At 70.9% G+C, this 15,380-nt stretch carries 21 protein-coding genes; 9 read left to right on the top strand and 12 right to left on the bottom strand.

The window, feature by feature from the left end; genetic code table 11:
• Nucleotide 1: 1 nt before the first annotated feature.
• Nucleotides 2-601: a TetR/AcrR family transcriptional regulator gene (locus ACGFI1_RS37650; RefSeq protein ID WP_387068965.1), complete on the bottom strand. Its 600-nt coding sequence runs from the start codon at nt 599-601 to the stop codon at nt 2-4.
• A gap of 78 nt (nt 602-679) precedes the next feature.
• Between ACGFI1_RS37650 and ACGFI1_RS37645 the strand changes: the two genes are divergently transcribed.
• On the top strand, nt 680-2,542 hold the full coding sequence (locus ACGFI1_RS37645) for a cellulase family glycosylhydrolase (protein ID WP_392792444.1): 1,863 nt from the start codon (nt 680-682) through the stop codon (nt 2,540-2,542).
• On the opposite strand, the gene ACGFI1_RS37640 is transcribed toward ACGFI1_RS37645, so the two are convergent.
• The 3 genes from ACGFI1_RS37640 to ACGFI1_RS37630 all read right to left on the bottom strand — a co-directional run bounded on the left by ACGFI1_RS37640 (nt 2,535) and on the right by ACGFI1_RS37630 (nt 3,897).
• Nucleotides 2,535-2,942 (bottom strand): phosphoribosyl-AMP cyclohydrolase, encoded by a 408-nt coding sequence (locus ACGFI1_RS37640; RefSeq protein ID WP_392792442.1) that lies wholly within the window; start codon nt 2,940-2,942, stop codon nt 2,535-2,537. The two genes, ACGFI1_RS37645 and ACGFI1_RS37640, sit on opposite strands and share 8 nt — an antisense overlap.
• 168 nt (nt 2,943-3,110) lie before the next feature.
• Entirely contained in the window at nt 3,111-3,689 is a 579-nt protein-coding gene (locus tag ACGFI1_RS37635) for an MmyB family transcriptional regulator (protein WP_392792440.1), read from the bottom strand.
• The gene (locus ACGFI1_RS37630; protein WP_392792437.1) at nt 3,631-3,897 is read right to left on the bottom strand and encodes a helix-turn-helix domain-containing protein; all 267 of its coding nucleotides are present in this window, start codon (nt 3,895-3,897) and stop codon (nt 3,631-3,633) included. The genes ACGFI1_RS37635 and ACGFI1_RS37630 overlap by 59 nt, the downstream gene beginning before the upstream one ends.
• Before the next feature lie 86 nt (nt 3,898-3,983).
• Between ACGFI1_RS37630 and ACGFI1_RS37625 the strand changes: the two genes are divergently transcribed.
• Nucleotides 3,984-4,412, top strand: a complete 429-nt coding sequence (locus ACGFI1_RS37625) for a hypothetical protein (RefSeq protein ID WP_138637372.1) — start codon at nt 3,984-3,986, stop codon at nt 4,410-4,412.
• Nucleotides 4,413-4,417: 5 nt separating this feature from the next.
• Here the strand turns inward: ACGFI1_RS37625 and ACGFI1_RS37620 are convergent, their stop codons facing one another.
• Complete coding sequence (locus ACGFI1_RS37620) at nt 4,418-4,996, bottom strand: TetR/AcrR family transcriptional regulator (RefSeq protein ID WP_392792435.1); 579 nt, start codon at nt 4,994-4,996, stop codon at nt 4,418-4,420.
• 80 nt (nt 4,997-5,076) lie between these two features.
• Here ACGFI1_RS37620 and ACGFI1_RS37615 point away from each other — a divergent pair, with 80 nt between their 5' ends.
• The 3 genes from ACGFI1_RS37615 (at nt 5,077) to ACGFI1_RS37605 (ending at nt 7,909) form a co-directional block, all read left to right on the top strand.
• Complete coding sequence (locus ACGFI1_RS37615; protein WP_392792433.1) at nt 5,077-6,459, top strand: MFS transporter; 1,383 nt, start codon at nt 5,077-5,079, stop codon at nt 6,457-6,459.
• 76 nt (nt 6,460-6,535) lie between these two features.
• Complete coding sequence (locus tag ACGFI1_RS37610; protein ID WP_392792431.1) at nt 6,536-7,543, top strand: MDR family NADP-dependent oxidoreductase; 1,008 nt, start codon at nt 6,536-6,538, stop codon at nt 7,541-7,543.
• Nucleotides 7,544-7,561: 18 nt separating this feature from the next.
• Nucleotides 7,562-7,909 (top strand): MerR family transcriptional regulator, encoded by a 348-nt coding sequence (locus ACGFI1_RS37605; RefSeq protein WP_392792428.1) that lies wholly within the window; start codon nt 7,562-7,564, stop codon nt 7,907-7,909.
• Here the strand turns inward: ACGFI1_RS37605 and ACGFI1_RS37600 are convergent.
• The gene (locus ACGFI1_RS37600) at nt 7,906-8,496 is read right to left on the bottom strand and encodes a TetR family transcriptional regulator (protein ID WP_138637368.1); all 591 of its coding nucleotides are present in this window, start codon (nt 8,494-8,496) and stop codon (nt 7,906-7,908) included. The genes ACGFI1_RS37605 and ACGFI1_RS37600 overlap by 4 nt on opposite strands.
• A gap of 68 nt (nt 8,497-8,564) precedes the next feature.
• On the opposite strand from ACGFI1_RS37600, the gene ACGFI1_RS37595 reads away from it, so the two are divergent.
• Entirely contained in the window at nt 8,565-9,446 is an 882-nt protein-coding gene (locus ACGFI1_RS37595) for an SDR family NAD(P)-dependent oxidoreductase (RefSeq protein ID WP_392792425.1), read from the top strand.
• A gap of 2 nt (nt 9,447-9,448) precedes the next feature.
• Nucleotides 9,449-9,961 (top strand): GNAT family N-acetyltransferase, encoded by a 513-nt coding sequence (locus tag ACGFI1_RS37590; RefSeq protein WP_392792422.1) that lies wholly within the window; start codon nt 9,449-9,451, stop codon nt 9,959-9,961.
• Here ACGFI1_RS37590 and ACGFI1_RS37585 read toward each other — a convergent pair whose 3' ends face one another.
• Entirely contained in the window at nt 9,962-11,080 is a 1,119-nt protein-coding gene (locus ACGFI1_RS37585; RefSeq protein ID WP_392792615.1) for an MFS transporter, read from the bottom strand.
• On the opposite strand from ACGFI1_RS37585, the gene ACGFI1_RS37580 reads away from it, so the two are divergent.
• Nucleotides 11,058-11,186 (top strand): hypothetical protein, encoded by a 129-nt coding sequence (locus ACGFI1_RS37580; protein WP_392792419.1) that lies wholly within the window; start codon nt 11,058-11,060, stop codon nt 11,184-11,186. The genes ACGFI1_RS37585 and ACGFI1_RS37580 overlap by 23 nt on opposite strands.
• Before the next feature lie 120 nt (nt 11,187-11,306).
• On the opposite strand, the gene ACGFI1_RS37575 is transcribed toward ACGFI1_RS37580, so the two are convergent.
• From ACGFI1_RS37575 to ACGFI1_RS37565, 3 genes are read right to left on the bottom strand one after another with little or no spacing between them, the layout of a single operon-like run.
• A complete protein-coding gene (locus ACGFI1_RS37575; RefSeq protein ID WP_392792416.1) occupies nt 11,307-12,545 on the bottom strand; it encodes an RNA polymerase sigma factor in 1,239 nt (412 codons plus the stop codon).
• Complete coding sequence (locus ACGFI1_RS37570; RefSeq protein WP_392735505.1) at nt 12,542-12,913, bottom strand: YciI family protein; 372 nt, start codon at nt 12,911-12,913, stop codon at nt 12,542-12,544. Before ACGFI1_RS37570 ends, ACGFI1_RS37575 begins: the two co-directional genes overlap by 4 nt.
• Nucleotides 12,914-12,958: 45 nt before the next feature.
• Nucleotides 12,959-13,603: a DUF998 domain-containing protein gene (locus tag ACGFI1_RS37565; protein WP_392792414.1), complete on the bottom strand. Its 645-nt coding sequence runs from the start codon at nt 13,601-13,603 to the stop codon at nt 12,959-12,961.
• A 156-nt stretch (nt 13,604-13,759) separates the two neighbouring features.
• Between ACGFI1_RS37565 and ACGFI1_RS37560 the strand changes: the two genes are divergently transcribed.
• Nucleotides 13,760-14,185, top strand: a complete 426-nt coding sequence (locus ACGFI1_RS37560) for a hypothetical protein (protein ID WP_392792412.1) — start codon at nt 13,760-13,762, stop codon at nt 14,183-14,185.
• 117 nt (nt 14,186-14,302) lie between these two features.
• Here ACGFI1_RS37560 and ACGFI1_RS37555 read toward each other — a convergent pair whose 3' ends face one another.
• Entirely contained in the window at nt 14,303-14,491 is a 189-nt protein-coding gene (locus ACGFI1_RS37555) for a DUF397 domain-containing protein (RefSeq protein WP_392792410.1), read from the bottom strand.
• A gap of 25 nt (nt 14,492-14,516) precedes the next feature.
• Nucleotides 14,517-15,371 carry a Scr1 family TA system antitoxin-like transcriptional regulator gene (locus ACGFI1_RS37550; RefSeq protein WP_392792408.1) on the bottom strand — a complete coding sequence of 285 codons (855 nt, stop codon included), beginning with the start codon at nt 15,369-15,371 and terminating at the stop codon, nt 14,517-14,519.
• Nucleotides 15,372-15,380: the final 9 nt, after the last annotated feature.

Raw genomic sequence — 15,380 nt, 5'->3', positions numbered from 1 at the left:
ACTACGGTGCGTCGCGCTCCGGGGGGTCGGTGATGAGGGCGGCGAGGGCCGCGGCGAACCGCTCGGGGGCGATGTCCGCCGGCGGGCGGCCGAAGAAGCCGCGGGACAGCTCGTAGCCGGTCAGCGCCGACACCACGACCGCGAGCAGGGCGTGCGGGTCGTCGTGGCCGTCGCCGTCCGGCATGTCGCGGGTCAGGTGCTCGGCCTCCTCGGCGATGCCCTGGTCCACCAGGACGCTGCGGATCCGCCGCGTCACCTCGGGGAACCGGCCGTGCTCCCGCGCCAGCAGGTTGATCAGCGGCCGGACCCGGGCCAGGTAGTCGAGCTGCTGGACGAGCCGCCGGGCCAGCGCCGCGCGCGGATCGTCGTCGACGGGGCCGCGCTCGAACTCCTCGCGGTGCCGCCGGGCCCGGTCCAGCTCCCGCTCCAGGACCGCGCGGAACACCTCCTCCTTCGAGCGGAAATGCCGGTAGAAGCTGCCGCTGCCGGGGGACAGCCCGGCGAGTTCCTCGATGTCGGTGACCGTGGTGCCGCCGAACCCGTGCTGCTGGATCAGCTCCAGGGCGGCGTCGAGGACGCGGTCGCGCGTGGTGGAGGGCACGTCTGCAAGATAGTTCTTGCGCATGCAAGAAGGTTCTTGCACACTGCTGGATCAAGAGCCCTCGGAAAGGCCCCCGCCATGGCAGCGATGCGCGCTTCGTCCGCCCGTTCCCGCCGAACCGTCCTGGCCGCCGCGCTGGTCGCCGCCGCGGGTACGGTGGCCGTCGCCGCGGCTCCCGCGCAGGCGGACGTCGTCGTTTCCCCGCAGCAGCGGAATTGGGTGCTGCGGGACGCCGCGGGACGCGAGGTCACGCTGCGCGGCTTCAATGTCTCGGGCAGCACGAAGCTTTACGAGAACGGCCTGCTGCCGTTCCGCAGCACGGCCGACGCCGTGAAGTCGGCGCAGGCGATGCGCGACCTGACCGGCGCCAATGCCGTCCGGTTCCTGATCAGCTGGGAGGGCGTCCAGCCTGCCCCCGACCGGATCGACAACGCCTATCTCGACCGGGCCATCGCGCAGATCAGGGCGTTCACCGACCGGGGAATCCGCGTCCTGCTGGACTACCACCAGGATCTGTACTCGTCCCACCTGTTCAACTCCGGCAGCTGGTACACCGGGGACGGCGCTCCGAAATGGGTGATCGACGCGGGCGGCTACCCGAAGGAGTCGTGCGGGATCTGCATCATGTGGGGCCAGAACATGCAGACGAACACCGCCGTGCGCAAGGCGGCCTACGACTTCTGGCGCAACCGCGTGCTCACGACACCGGCCGGTCAGATCGGCGTCCAGGACGCCTACATCACGCAGGCCAAGGCCACCATGGCGTACCTCAAGCAGAAACTCCCCCAGCCGGCGTTCGACAACATCCTCGGCCTCGACGCGTTCAACGAGCCGTTCGACGGCGGCCTCGACGGCAAGAACGGCACCGACTGGGAGAAGAACTTCCTGATGCCGTTCTACCAGCGTGTCCGCACCGCCATGGACGAGGCCGGCTGGACGGCCAAACCGGCGTTCGCCGAGCCGCTCGTCTTCTGGAACACCGGGTTCTTCGAGCAGGGCGGAATGACGACCGTCGGGCAGCTCGGCACCCGGTTTGTGTTCAACAGCCATTACTACGACGGGGCGCGCATGACGCTCGACCCGACCGCCGCGTCCGACGGGACGTACGACGCCGCGATGAACGAGATCCGGCAGCGCGCCGCCGACCTCGGCACCGCGCCGCTGGTCTCGGAATTCGGCAACAAGATGTCGGACGGCCGCACCCCGTGGATGATCCGCGCCATGTACCAGGCGATGGACTACGGCGTTCCCGGCAAGAACTGGTGGAGCGCGCCCGCGTCCGGCGGGCAGGTGCTGTCGTCCATGCAGTGGCACTGGGACATCTACAGCGGCCGGCACCACGAGCTGATGAACGGCAATCCCGACAAGGTGCAGACCGAGGGCGACGGCTGGAACGACGAGGACCATTCCGTGGTGGCCACCGACGACGCGGGAGCCGTCGCGCTCCGGCTGGACCGGCGCGTCCTCGACCGGCTCTACCCGTCCGCCGTCAACGGCGACACCCTGGCATTCGCCTTCGAGGACTTGGCGCGCTCCGGCTACGGCGGCGCCGGGCAGGAGAAGGCGTGGCTGACCGCGCCGTCGTCCCTTACCGCCCTTCTGCAAGGGCGCCAGTACGGCATTCTCGTCTGGCGTTCAGCGGGTACGAGCGCACCGACCGAACTGCACCTGCCGAACTCCTTCGCCCCGTCCGGCACGGCCATTGTGAGCGACCTGGCGACGCTCAACGGCGTCCCGGCGTCGGGCCCGATCGCGGCCGTCGCCGAGACCGGTTCCGCGACGGCGAAGAAACTGCGGATCACCGCTCAGGACGACGCCGTCCACTTCGCTCTCGTGGTCAACACCGCGACCGGCACCCCGCCCACCGAAGCGCAGCTCGGCGCCGCCCGCACGGCCCTCTCCACCTGGCTGACCGAGGAATTCCCCGCCGCCGCTAACTGAGGTGGCGCAGGGTTCCGGTGTCGGCGACCGACCGGTAGTAGCACGTCGGCCGGGCCTCGCCGGACGCGTCCTTGGTGTGGCAGGCCCCGCCCGTCGTGCGGTTGACCAGGTACAGCAGGGAGTTCTGCTCGCAGTTGACGCGGACGTCGACCAAGCTGAGGACGTCCCCCGAGGTCGCGCCCTTGCGCCACAGCTCGTTGCGGGACGTCGACCACAGCACGGCGATCCGCTCGTCCAGCGTGGCCTTGAGCGCCTGGTCGTTCGCGTAGCCGATGAACAGGACGTCGCCGGTCGCCGCGTCCTGCAGGACGGCGGGCACGACCCGCGCCCCGGTCGCCGCGACGCCGGCGAGCTTGTCGAAGTCCAGGGTCAGCCGGGTGCCTTCTTCGAGTTCGTTCACCCCGCCATCCTGCCCGCCGAACCCGCCGCCGGCGTCCCATGACACTCAGACGACCCCGGCGGCGAGCGCCACGAGGGACCGGACGAGCGGGCTGGGCCGCGCGGCGGGCCACGCCACCACCAGGCGGCTCGGTGAGGGCGTCGGCTGCTTCTGCGCCGAGCATCCCGCTTAGTCTCGGGCGCGCCGCGTGAGAATGGTCGCGGTCGCCTCGTCCGCGGGCAGGAACGCTTCGAGGCGCAGTTCCGACAGCGTGACATCGACGGCGGTCGCGAACGACGTCAGCGTGGTGATGAGGCGCAGGTCGCCCTCCGGTACTCGCAAGAGCAGCGGCACGGCGAAACCCAGGTGGCCGGCGGACGACTCCAGGTCGGGCAGGTAGCCGTCCAGTTCCTCGATGAGCGCCGCGAGCCCCGGAGCGGGCACGCGCCGGGCCTGGTCGCGCAGGCTGCCGGTGATGTGGCGACCCCATTCGGCCAGGTTCCCGACCCTGCGGGCCATCCCGTCCGGATGCAGGGCGAGGCGCAGCACGTTGACCGGCGGTTCCCGCAGTGCGGGAGCGGCGCCCTCGGAGAGCACGGCGAAGGCGGGGTTGGCGGCGACGAGTTCCCCGTACGGCCGGACGACCACCGCCGGGTACGGCATGTGCCCGTCCAGGACGCGCTCCAGTGCCTCGCGTACCGGCCCGAGTTCAGGGGCGTCCAGCCTCGACTCCGGGTAGATCGGCGCGTAACCGGCGGACAGCAGCATTTCGTTGCGTTCGCAGCGGCAGTTCCAGGGACTCGGCGAGCCGCACCACCATGGCGCGTCCGGGCCGCGAGCGCCCCTGTTCGAGGAAGCTCAGATGGCGCTGGGTCGTGTCGGCCCGGATCGCGAGGTCGAGCTGGCTGAAACGGCGGCGTTCCCGCCATCGCCTCAGCTCACGGGCGAACTGGTCGGATTCCACCGGCACCGTCATACCCCCATCCAAACGGGGCGCCCGCCGTTCCGCGATTCCCCGCGGGGAATCGCCGCGCCGCAGGCCGGGCCCGCACACTGCTCGCCATGAGCGACACCTTCGACGCGAAACGACTGACCGACCGGTACATCGCCCAGTGGAACGAACCCGACCCGGCGGCGCGGAGCGCCCTCATCAGGGAGCTGTGGGCGCCGGACGCGCTGCACGTGCTCGTCAACCCGCCGGAGGCGATCCGGGACGCCGCCGCGGGGCTCGCCGTCCCGGCGCCGCCGCTGGACGTCCGCGGCCATGACGCCTTGGACGCACGTGTCACCAGGGCTTACGAGATGTTCGTCGCGCCGGGCGAGCACGTGTTCGCGGCGGCCGCGGACCCGGTCGTCCTGGCGGCGAACGTGGTCGCCGTCCGGTGGTCGATGGTGACGGCCGGCGCGCACGAGCCGGTCGGCGGCGGCCTGGACGTCCTCTCCCTGGACCCCGGTGGCCGCATCCGGACCGATCACCAGTTCGTCGGCTGATTCCGCTACGCGGCCAGGATGGACTGGACGGTCGCGATCACGACCCGGGCGGTCTCCTCGGGCTTCAACCGGTCGGCGCGGTTCTCCTCCGCGGCGCCGTGCAGGACGTAGTGCACGACGTTGACCAGCCAGTCGATCGGCATGTCGGTGCGGAAGGCGCCCTCGTCCTGGCCTCGGCGGATGAGCTCCTCGACGCGCTTCGCGGACCCGGCGTGCATCTCCCGGACGCGTCCGGCGGGAAGGACGCCCTGGGCCGCGGCCAGCAGGGCGGTCGACTCGGCCACGAGCGCCCAGCTCGATTCGAGCAGCCGGCTCAGGACGTCCCGCGCGGGGCCGTCGAGATCGACGTCCGACAGCACCTCCTCGCCGTCGCGGAGGGCGTCGGCGAGGGCGGCCTCGACGAGTTCACGCCGGTTGCGGAAGTGGCCGTAGAGCGTCATCCGCCCGACGCCGGCGGCCTTGGCGATGTCGTCGATGCTCGCGTTCGGATCGGCGCGCAGGCACTCGCGGGCCGCGGACACGATGCGGGCGATGCTGCGCTCGGCGTCCGCGCGCCGGCGGCGGCCGGTAGGGGCGGTGGGCATGCCCGCATCTTAACTCGTACTGCCTCATACGTGTTACTCTCCAAGAACTCGTATGGGGAAGTACGAGTTAAGGAGACGTGATGCAACAACAGCAGACATCCGCGCACCCGCTGCGCTGGCGCATCCTGGGCTTCCTGGGCGTGGCCCAGTTGATGCTGATCCTCGACGTCACCGTCGTGGCCATCGCACTGCCGCACATGGAGACCGACCTGGGCCTCAGCCGCCAGGCCGTGACCTGGACGGTCAGCGCCTACACCCTGACCTTCGGCGGGCTGATGCTGCTCGGCGGCCGCACCGCCGACCTGATCGGCGCCAAGCGCGTCGTCCTCGCCGGACTGCTGATCTTCACCGCCGCGTCCCTCGCGACCGGCCTCGCCGGATCGGCGGAAGTCCTGCTCGGCGGCCGCATCGCGCAGGGGCTCGGCGCCGCGCTGCTCTCTCCCGCCGCCCTCTCCCTCGTGGTCAGCCTGTTCGACGGCGACGAGCGGAACCGGGCCCTCGGCATCTGGTCGGCGCTCGGCGGTGGCGGCGCCGCGCTGGGCGTCCTGCTCGGCGGGGCGCTGACCGCCGGCCCCGGCTGGCCGTGGGTCTTCTACGTCAACGTCCCCATCGGCGTGGTGATCATCGCGGCGCTCGCCCGGATGCTGCCGCACCAGCAGGTCACCGCGCCCCGGCCCCGGCTGGACGTGCTGGGCGCGCTCCTGGTCACGGCCTCGTCCGGCGCGCTGATCTACGCGTTCATCCGCGCCGGCGACGACGGCTGGCTCACCGCCGCGACCGGCGTCCTGATCCTGCTCGCCGCACTCGGCTACCTCGCGTTCGTCGTCCGGCAGCGGACCGCCCGCTCGCCCATGATGGACCTCTCGCTGCTGGTCAGGCGGCCGGTGGCGACCGGCACCTTCCTGATCCTGATGGCGACGGCCCTGATGATCGCGGTGTTCTTCCTCGGCACGTTCTACTTCCAGCACGCGGAGGACTACGGCGCCCTGCGCACCGGCCTGCTGTTCCTGCCGGTGGCCGTCGCGACGATGATCGGCGCCAACGTCACCGGGCGGACGATCGCCACGATCGGCGCCCGCCGCCTGGCCGTGGTCGGCCTGCTCACGGCCGCGCTGGGCATGGCGCTGCCCGTCCTGTCGCTGCACCCGGTGTCCGTCGTGATCGGCACGGCGGTGGCGGGCGCCGGCACGGGCGCGATGTTCGTCGTCGCGTCGGCGACCGCGCTGGGCCAGGTGGCGCCGCACGAATCCGGCATCGCGTCCGGCATCGTCAGCACGTTCCACGAGTTCGGCGCGTCCATCGGGGCCGCGGTCATCTCCAGCGTCGCCGCCGCGAGCCTCACCGGCGACACCCTCGACGGCTTCACCGACGGCTTCGTCCTGGCCGCGGTGGCCGCCGCCGTGGGAGCCCTCGCGGCCGCCGCCCTCACCCCGCCGCGCGACCGCGCGCCGCAAAGCACTTGACCCTGACCCGCGGGTCAAGGGTTAGCGTCTCGGCGCCGTCTCCGGGCACCGTGCCCGGACGCCCGAGGAGCGTTCGATGTCGTCCACCACATCCCGCATAGTGCGGCTCACCGCCCTGCCGGACGGGCTGCCGCAGCCGGAGCACTTCACCGTCGAGCAGGTGCCCATGCCGGTGCCGGACGACGGTGAAGTGCTCGTCCGGAACCGCTTCTTCCAGGTCTTCCCCTCCTTGCGGACCCTGATCGGCGGCGGGGTGGAAGGCACCCCGTTCCCGGCGCTGCGCCCCGGCGACGCGCTGTTCGGAGCGGCGATCGGCGAGGTCGTCTCGGCGCCGTCCGGCTCCGGGCTGCGGGCGGGCGAGCTCGTCCAGCACTGGCTGGGCTGGCGCGAGCACGCCGTCCTGGCCGCCGACCAGTGCGCGCCGCTGCCCGGCGCGCTGCCCGACCCCGCCGCCCATCTCGGGCAGGCGGCCACCTCCTACGCGGCGCTGACCCGGGACGCGCGGGTCCGTCCCGGCGACACCGTGTTCGTCGCGGGCGGCGCCGGCGGGGTCGGCTCGCTGGCCGGCCAGTTCGCCCGCATGCTCGGCGCGGGCCAGGTGATCGGCAGCACCGGTTCGCGGGACAAGGCGGCCCACCTGGTGTCCGAGCTGGGCTACGACGCGGCCCTGGTCCGGGGCGAACGGCCCATCGCGAAGCAGCTGGCGGAGGCGGCGCCCGAGGGGATCGACGTCCTCGTGGACAACGTCGGCGGCGAGCAGCTCCGCGCCGCGATCGCCGCCGCCCGTCCGGGCGCCCGGTTCGTCCTCGTCGGGGCGCTGGCGGGGCAGCTCTCACCGGGCCTGCCCGGCACCACGTCCCCGGTCGAGATCGACACGTTCACGCTGATCGCCAAGCGCATCGAGATGCGCGGCTTCGGCGGCACCGCCCCGGGCGCCGAGTGGGCCGAACGCTTCGGCGCCTGGCTGCGCTCGGGCGCCGTCACCTTCCCGCACACGCGCGTCGCGGGCATCGAGCGGGCGCCGCGGGCGTTGCACGAACTGATCAGCGGACGACACCTGGGCGCCGTCATCGTCGAGCCTTAGACGGCCGGAGGAGGACCCATGCGGATCGGCGACGCGGCGGCGGCGGCCGGAACGACCCCGCGGGCACTGCGCCTCTACGAGCAGCGCGGCCTGCTGCCACCGCCGTCCCGCACCCCGGGTGGGCAGCGCCGGTACGGCCCGGCCGAGGTCGCCCGCGTGCTGACCATCCGGCGGCTGCTGTCGCTCGGCCTCACCATCGAGGACGTCCGCGGCTGCGCCGACCGGCTCCACCTCCTGGACGGCGACGCCCCAGGGTGCGCGGCGCAGAGCAACGGAACCGCACGCCGCCGCCTCAGGGCCCTCGACGCCGAGATCGCCCGCCTCACCCTCCTCCGCGACACCCTCGCCGCCGAACTCGACGTCTAACCGGACAGCCTGAGAACCCCGAACGCACGGTCGAGCAGTGCGGCGCGGTCGGCCGTGCCACCACTGCGGAGCCATTCCCGGTCGGCCGCGTCCAGGGCGGCGGCGGCCGCTCCCGTGAGGAGGTCGGCGGTGAAGGCGTCCACCCCGCCGCCGGGCCGCTCCCGCAGCGCGGCGCTGATCAGCTCGCGCATCCGGTCCCGCTCGGCGTGCAGCCGCGCCCGGAGTGCGGGCGCCTCCTCGATCAGCCGAAGCGTCCGCAGGTCGGGTTGCGCCGCGTGGATCGCCTCCTGCCACTCGCGCAGCACCGCGCACAGGCACGCCCATGCCGCCTCGTCGCCGGGACGTCCGCGAATCGCCTCGGCGACACGTTCGGCGACATCCCCCGCCTCGCCGAAGACCACGTCCTCCTTGGACGGGAAGTACCGGAAGAAGCTGCGCCGCGACATGCCCGCCGCCGCGGCGATGTCCTCCACCGTCGTGCCCTCGTAGCCGCGTTCCAGGAACAACTCGACCGCCAGGGCGGACAACTCCGCCCGTACCGCCCGCCGCGTCCGCTCCCGCAGCCCCGCTCGCTCTCCACCGCTCACGCATGGAGGATACTTCTGGCACCTGCTAGCGTTTGTGTCACTGAGTGCCAAACATGACAGGAGACGTCATGGAACCGATGAGCGGTAAGACCGTCCTGGTGACCGGCAGTACGGGCGGGATCGGCAAGGAGACCGGGCGGGAACTCGCCCGGCTCGGCGCCCGCGTCATCCTCGTCGGACGCGACGCCGGACGAGCCGAGGCCGCCGCCGCCGAGATCGGCGCGACCGCCTGCACCGGCGACCTCACCAGCCTCGACGGCGTCCGCCGCCTGGCCGACCAGATCGCGGACCGGCACCCCCACCTGCACGTCCTCGTGAACAACGTCGGCGGCATGAGCCCGTCCCGCACCCTCACACAGGACGGCGTGGAGCGGACCTTCGCCCTCAACGTCCTGGCGCCCTACGCGTTGACCTGCCGACTACTGCCCCAATTGCGCGCCGCAGAAGGCGCCCGCGTCGTCAACCTGACCGGCGGAATCCCCGGCAAGCCCCTGGACATCGCCAATCTCCAAGGCGAAAAGAAGTACCTGGGCTGGACGTTCTCGCAGTACAACCACGCCAAGACCGCCCTGATGGCCGTCAGCCGCAGGATGGCCGACTGCTTGGCCCCAGACGACATCACCGTCAACGTCGCCTACCCCGGCCACGCCTACACGCCGGGCAACAAGGCCACATCAATCAGCGCGTTCCCCTACGCCTACCGGCCCGTGGCCCCGCTCATCCATTTTTTCGGCCCTCGTCTGCTGAACGACCTGGCAAAGGCGGCACGCTCAAGCGTCCACCTGGCCGCCAGCCCCGACCTGGACGGCGTCACCGACACCTACACCAACGCCCAACTCCAGCGCGTCCCCTGGCCGCCCGGAGCCCGCGACGAAGAGGCCGCCAAAGCCGTCCAGCACCTCTGCGAACAACTCTCCGGCCTCATCCTCCAAAGCCCGCGCACACTGTGATCATGACCGTCCTGCAAACAGACCGCCTGACCCTCCGCCCCCTCACAGGGGACGACTTCGACGACTACGCCGCAATGATGGCCGACCCCCAAGTGGCGGACGGCCTAGCCGCCCCGATCGGCCGCACACCCGCCGACGCCTGGCGCAGCCTGGCCCTGTTCATAGGCCACCGCGAAATCCGCGGCTACTCCCATTGGGCCGTGATCGAACGGGCAACGGGCCGTTTCGTCGGACGCGCCGGCCCCTGGCAACCCCACGGCTTCCCGGGCCTCGGCGTCGGCTGGTGCCTGGCCCGCCCGCACTGGGGCAAGGGCTACGCCACCGAAGCCGCCCGCGCCGCCATCACCTACTGCTTCACCACCCTGAAGGCCCCCGAGGTCATCTCGGTGATCCGTCCAGGAAACACCCGCTCCATCTCAGTCGCCGAACGCATCGGCCACCACCTCCTCCACGAAACCGCCTACAACAACGCCCCCGCCCTCATCTACGGCCAACAAAACCCTCAAAAGCCGTGATCAAGGATTGGATGGACTGCGTTGTGAACGGAGGAGCATGGTCGTCGTCATCAGGGCCGCTGCGGTCCCGCCGAGAAGCATGACCGTCGAGAGGGACGTGCGGTCCACGACGATGCCGCCGACCAGCGCGCCGGTTGAGAGAGTCGCCTGGAACGACGACGTGAACAGCACGGATGCGGCCTCCGGCGCGTGCGGGGCGGACTTGATGAACCACGTCTGCGAGCAGACCGGGACGGCGCCGTAGCCGACGCCCCACACGATCAGCAGCGCGATGGCGCCCGCCTCCCATCGGCCGAGAAGAGGAAAGCTCAGCGTGGCGACCGCGATGAGACACCCGGCGACGCCGAAAGCGGCGTACGGGTGACGAGCGACCGCCGCGCCCCCGAGGAAATTGCCGAGGATTCCGGCGAGACCGTAGATCAGCAGGAACACCGTGAGCAGTTCTGACGGCACATGCGTGACCCGCTCAAGGGAGGGCGTCACATACGTGTAGGCGGCGAAATGCGCCAGGACGACGAGGAAGGTCGCCAGCAGCGCGAACCGGGTGCCGCCGTTCCGGATCATGCCGCGCAGGACGTCCAACCGCGTGGCCCGTTCGGCGGGCAGCGGCGGTACCAGTACGGCGAGCGCGATGAGCACCGCCGTGGACAGCACGCCCATCACCGCGAAACTGGCCCGCCACCCGGCCAGGTCGCCGATCAGCGTCCCCAGTGGCACACCGAGCACCGACCCCAGCGGGACGGCCGAGAAGATCACCGCGGTGGCCCGGCGCGTCGAGCCGGCGGGCACCAGCCGGCCCGCCAGGCCCGCGCCGATCGACCAGAAGCCGCCGATGACGACTCCGACCAGGACGCGCGACACGAGCATCGCCCAGTAGCCCGGCGCGGCGGCCGCGAGGAAGTTCGCCGCCGCCAGCAGGAACATGCAGGCGCACAGCATCGACCGCCGGTCGATCCGCGCCGTGGCGATGGTGACCGCGGGAGCCGCGACCGCCGCCAGGTATCCGGGCATGGTCATCATCAACCCGGCCGTCCCGTCGGAGACGGTGAAGCCGGAGCCGATGGACGTCAGCAGTCCGATCGGGAGGATCTCGGTGGTGACGATCGAGAAGATCCCCATCGTCACCGAAAGCACCGCCGCCCAGCCTGCCGTCGACGAGCGGGGCGACGTGGCGGCACCTGCTATGGACATCGATTCCGTCCTGTGGGTGGAGAAACGCCAGTGAAAGCGCATCCCACCCAACAGCCGTCATCAGCGAAGCTCTCGCGAGTTTCCGCCGTCACCCTGCACACCGGAGGTTGCCGTCGCATTCCCGCGACCATTTATTCGCGACAAGCGGGCCGCGTTAAGTGAGGGTTTTGGCTTTGTTTAGTAGGTAGCGTTGTTCTACCTGGTTGGCGGTCAGGTCGGCTGCCTGGCGGTAGAGGGCGGCTGCGCGGGTGGTGTCGCCGGTCAGCTGGAGCAGGTGGGCGCGGACGGCGTGCTCGCGTTGCCTCGTGAGCGGGTGCTGGTCCAGGTGGTGGCGTTGGTTGAGGTCGTCCAGCAGGGCCAGGCCGCGGGACGGTCCGTGGGCGTGGGCCACGGCCACCACGCGGCTGAGCTGGACCGGTGCGGTGGGGGTGAGCCGTTCGAGCCACAGGTACAGCATGGCGATCTGGGCCCAGTCGGTCTGGTCGGGTGAGGCGGCCGCGGCGTGCACGGCGGCGATCGCGGCCTGGAGTTGGTAGGGGCCGGTTTCGGCGCGGTTCCAGACGCCGTCGATGAGGGCGGTGCCCTCGTCGATCAGGTCGCGGTCCCAGCGGGTGCGGTCCTGTTCGTCCAGGGGGACGAGGTCGCCGCCGTCGGTGCGGGCGGTGCGTCTGGACTCGGTGAGCAGCATCAGCGCCAGCAGGCCGGTCACCTCGGCGTCGTCGGGGAGGGTGGCGTGGAGCATGCGGGTCAGCCGGATGGCCTCGCGGGTCAGGTCGACGCGGGCGAGGCGGTCGCCGGCGGTGGCGGTGTAGCCCTCGTTGAAGATCAGGTAGAGGACGCGCATCACGGCGGCCATGCGGCTGTCGCGGTCGGCGTCGGTGGGTGGTGTGAAGCGTGCTCCGGCGCGGGCCAGCCGCTGTTTGGCGCGGCTGATCCGGGCGCCCATGGTGGGTTCGGTCGTGCCGTAGGCGTGGGCGACCTCGGCGGTGGTGAGGCCGCCGACCGCGCGTAGCGTGAGCGCCACCTGGGAGGTGGGCTCCAGCGCGGGGTGGCAGCACAGCAGGAGCAGGGTCAGGCTGTCGTCGGTCTCGGGCGCGGGGTCTGCCCGGCGGTCGGGTGCCTGCATGGCAAGTTCGGCCGCACCGGCCTGCTGCTCGCGGCGGGCGCGGGCCTGGTCGGAGCGGATCAGGTCGACCATGCGCCGGTACCCGACGCGGATGAGCCAGCTGCGCGGGTTGTCCGGGACGCCTTCGGACGGCCAGGTCCGGCTGGCGGTCAGCAGCGCCTCCTGCACCGCGTCCTCGGCGATGTCGAAGCGGCCGAAGCGGCGGACCAGCGCGCCGAGCACCTGCGGCGCCTCGGTGCGCAGCAGGTGCTCCAGCTCCCGGTTCACGCCGTGAAGTCCTCGCCCATGATCGGGCGGATCTCGATCGGTTCGCCGAGCACCTCGACGATGCGCGCGGCGATCTCGACGGCGCGCTCCCTGCCGGTCACGTCGATCACGGCGAAGCTGGCCAGGACCTCTTTGAGCTCGGCGAACGGGCCGTCGGTGGCGACGACCTTGTCACCGTCGCGGTGGACGGTGGTGCTGACCGCCGGGTGTCCGAGGCCCTCGCTGGTGACGAACTCGCCGGAGGCGATCAGCTCCTGCTCCAGCTTCTGGTAGGTCGCGAACGCGGCCAGCGCCTCCTCGGAGGGGGCGTCGGCGGTGGCGGCGTCCCACGCGGCGGCCGGGGTGTAGCCGAGCAGCAGGTATTTCATGGTGAATCCCTCGGTTGGGTCCTCGCAGGTCACGTTACGGGCGTCTCAGGCGGCGCGCCGCAGCGACATCGCCAGGACGGTCGTCCAGGTGAAGGCGACCAGGCCGTTCACGGCGATCTGGATGCTCATGTGATCGGGCGACATCGGCACCAGCAGCACCAGCGCGGCGATGGCGTTGAGGACGGCGGGCGCGATCGCCCGGCGGCGGGCGCAGCGGACGGTCATCACGATGGCCGCGATGGCCAGCGCGGTGAAGGCCACGACGGCGGCGGCCGAGTGCGCGATGCCGTGCCAGGACATCTGCGCGACCGGCCCCTCGGAAGTGCCGACCGGGAAGCCCTTCTCGGGGTCCATGGTGAAGACCCCGGCCGCCACCAGCCCGGCGCCGAAGACGCCCACCAGGATCGGCAGCGCCCGGCGTCCGCCCCCTTCGGTGAGCGTGTGCCTGATGCCGGCGGCCAGCGCCAGCGCGCCCGTCCCCGCGAGGACGAAGGTGAGGATCTGGATCCACCCCAGGTCGCCGGTGGACAGCTGGCTGATGGGGTGCCGGGTGATGTCGAAGCCCTCGCGCGTGAGCATCTGCGTGATCGCCGAGGCGAAGAAGAGCGGCCCGGCGAGCGCTCCGGCCAGCAGCAGGCGTCCGGACGTCTGGGCGGTCCGGCGGACGGGAACGGCGGTGGCGGCGGTCATGACGTCCTCCCATGTCGTTGGGTTCTCGCCCGCTACCTCGGACCCGGATCGGCCTTTTTGACGCCGATCCAATGTGATCCATGCCACATCGATGTCGCGTCAAAGCCCGGCTGGGGGCTCCGAGGTACCGGCGAGCAACCCACAGAGGAGGACGACATGATCGAGACCCAGCAGCCCAGCCCCGAACTGAAGGCCCTGGACCGCCTGGTCGGTACCTGGCAGGTCACCGGCGGCGCGGAGGGGACCGTCCGCTACGAGTGGATGCCCGGCCGGTTCTTCCTGGTCCAGCACGTCGAGCTCACCCAGTTCGGCGAGCCCGTCACCGGCATGGAGATCATCGGCAACCTGCGTCCGTTCGGCGAGCCGACCGGGGCGGAAGTGGTGTCGCGCTACTACGACTCGGCGGGCAACACCTTCGACTACGTCTACGAGCTGGAGGGCGACACGCTGACCATCTGGGCCGGTGCCAAGGGCGGCCCGGCCTACTACAAGGGCACCTTCAGCGCCGACGACACCACGCTCACCGGCGAGTGGGTCTACCCCGGCGGCGGCGGGTACGCCTCCACCTCAACCCGCATCTGATCAAGGGACCCGGCCCGACCTCTCCGGAGAACACGCGCCAGCGGCGAGCCGTCCTCAACGGCTCGCCGCCGGACTTCAGAGTGCGCGATTAAGGAAGCCGTCGCCAGCGGGACGGTGTCACCCGCCGTCCTTGAGCCGGACGAGCAGCGCACTCCAGGTGTCGGGCGTCAAGGTCAGACGTGGCCCGTCCGGGTTCGTGGAGTCCCGGATCCCGACGGTGCCTTCCGATCCATTCGGCAGGAGCGCGCACTCGACGCAGGTCTGCGGCTCAGCGCCGCTGTGACTGCTCTTTCGCCAGCGAATCACTTGTCGTCTCCTTAGCCGTATCGGTTCAGAGATCACGGATGGCCCGTTCGATCCGCTCCCTCGTCTCTTCCTGGGTGAGCGCGACCCGGCACAGCTCCGCCTGTATGTCCCGGTAGGGCGCAACCTCCTCGTCTTCTTCCAGGAAGATGCTTCGCCGTAGTCCGTCGATGACCACGATGAGGAAGTCTCCCGCCTCAACGTGCAGGATCGCGAACGATCCGTCAACACCGGGGTTTCGAGGGGCGGTGAAGGGCAAGATCTTGATCTCGATGTTCGGATGCTCCGACTGTTCGAGCAGGTGCCGGAGTTGGGCGACCATGACCTCGCGGCCTCCCGTCAGCTGACGAACCGCGGCCTCACCGATCACGACGCTGAGCTTCAAGGGATCTGCTCTGGTGAGGGCATCCTTGCGCGCCATCCTGTAGGCCACCGCACGGTCGATGTCGCGTCCGGCATTGCTGGGTACCGACGTCATGACGGCACGGGCGTACTCGGGCGTCTGCAGGAGCCCGTGGATGAGATCAACGTGGTACGCGAAGAGCTGTGAGCTGTCTTGTTCGAGAAGAACGTACTCGCCGTAGTTTGCTCCGATCCCTAGCTGTTTGTGCCGCCGGATCCAGTCGCGGGAGGGGCCGCCGGTGGCGAGGCCGATCAGTGCGGTTCTGAGGTCGTCGTCCTCCTGGATGCCGTACATCATCAGGATGTAGTTGATCTCGTGGACGCGTGCCACGATCTGGGCGTTCTCCATCCGGCTGAGAGCGGACTTGGAGATCTTGAGGTAGGCCGCGGCACCGTCGAGGGTGAGGCCGCGGTCTTCGCGGATCTTGCGCAGTTGGACGCCGAGTCGCCTGCGGCGAACGGTCGGGGGTCGTGTCGCCATGACACTGAT

Source organism: Actinomadura geliboluensis (genome assembly GCF_043197915.1).
Taxonomy (GTDB): domain Bacteria; phylum Actinomycetota; class Actinomycetes; order Streptosporangiales; family Streptosporangiaceae; genus Spirillospora; species Spirillospora geliboluensis.
The sequence above is the reverse complement of the archived record's forward strand: the minus strand, read 5'-3'. Positions and strand labels throughout refer to the sequence as shown.

Excerpts from the sequence above, each read along its gene's own strand:
- ACGFI1_RS37645 (WP_392792444.1), top strand. The coding sequence starts at position 680 with ATGGCAGCGATGCGCGCTTCGTCCGCCCGTTCCCGCCGAACCGTCCTG.
- ACGFI1_RS37635 (WP_392792440.1), bottom strand. The coding sequence starts at position 3,689 with ATGCTGCTGTCCGCCGGTTACGCGCCGATCTACCCGGAGTCGAGGCTG.
- ACGFI1_RS37630 (WP_392792437.1), bottom strand. The coding sequence starts at position 3,897 with ATGACGGTGCCGGTGGAATCCGACCAGTTCGCCCGTGAGCTGAGGCGA.
- ACGFI1_RS37625 (WP_138637372.1), top strand. The coding sequence starts at position 3,984 with ATGAGCGACACCTTCGACGCGAAACGACTGACCGACCGGTACATCGCC.
- ACGFI1_RS37620 (WP_392792435.1), bottom strand. The coding sequence starts at position 4,996 with ATGCCCACCGCCCCTACCGGCCGCCGCCGGCGCGCGGACGCCGAGCGC.
- ACGFI1_RS37615 (WP_392792433.1), top strand. The coding sequence starts at position 5,077 with ATGCAACAACAGCAGACATCCGCGCACCCGCTGCGCTGGCGCATCCTG.
- ACGFI1_RS37610 (WP_392792431.1), top strand. The coding sequence starts at position 6,536 with ATGTCGTCCACCACATCCCGCATAGTGCGGCTCACCGCCCTGCCGGAC.
- ACGFI1_RS37605 (WP_392792428.1), top strand. The coding sequence starts at position 7,562 with ATGCGGATCGGCGACGCGGCGGCGGCGGCCGGAACGACCCCGCGGGCA.
- ACGFI1_RS37595 (WP_392792425.1), top strand. The coding sequence starts at position 8,565 with ATGGAACCGATGAGCGGTAAGACCGTCCTGGTGACCGGCAGTACGGGC.
- ACGFI1_RS37590 (WP_392792422.1), top strand. The coding sequence starts at position 9,449 with ATGACCGTCCTGCAAACAGACCGCCTGACCCTCCGCCCCCTCACAGGG.
- ACGFI1_RS37585 (WP_392792615.1), bottom strand. The coding sequence starts at position 11,080 with ATGGGGATCTTCTCGATCGTCACCACCGAGATCCTCCCGATCGGACTG.
- ACGFI1_RS37570 (WP_392735505.1), bottom strand. The coding sequence starts at position 12,913 with ATGAAATACCTGCTGCTCGGCTACACCCCGGCCGCCGCGTGGGACGCC.
- ACGFI1_RS37565 (WP_392792414.1), bottom strand. The coding sequence starts at position 13,603 with ATGACCGCCGCCACCGCCGTTCCCGTCCGCCGGACCGCCCAGACGTCC.
- ACGFI1_RS37560 (WP_392792412.1), top strand. The coding sequence starts at position 13,760 with ATGATCGAGACCCAGCAGCCCAGCCCCGAACTGAAGGCCCTGGACCGC.
- ACGFI1_RS37550 (WP_392792408.1), bottom strand. The coding sequence starts at position 15,371 with ATGGCGACACGACCCCCGACCGTTCGCCGCAGGCGACTCGGCGTCCAA.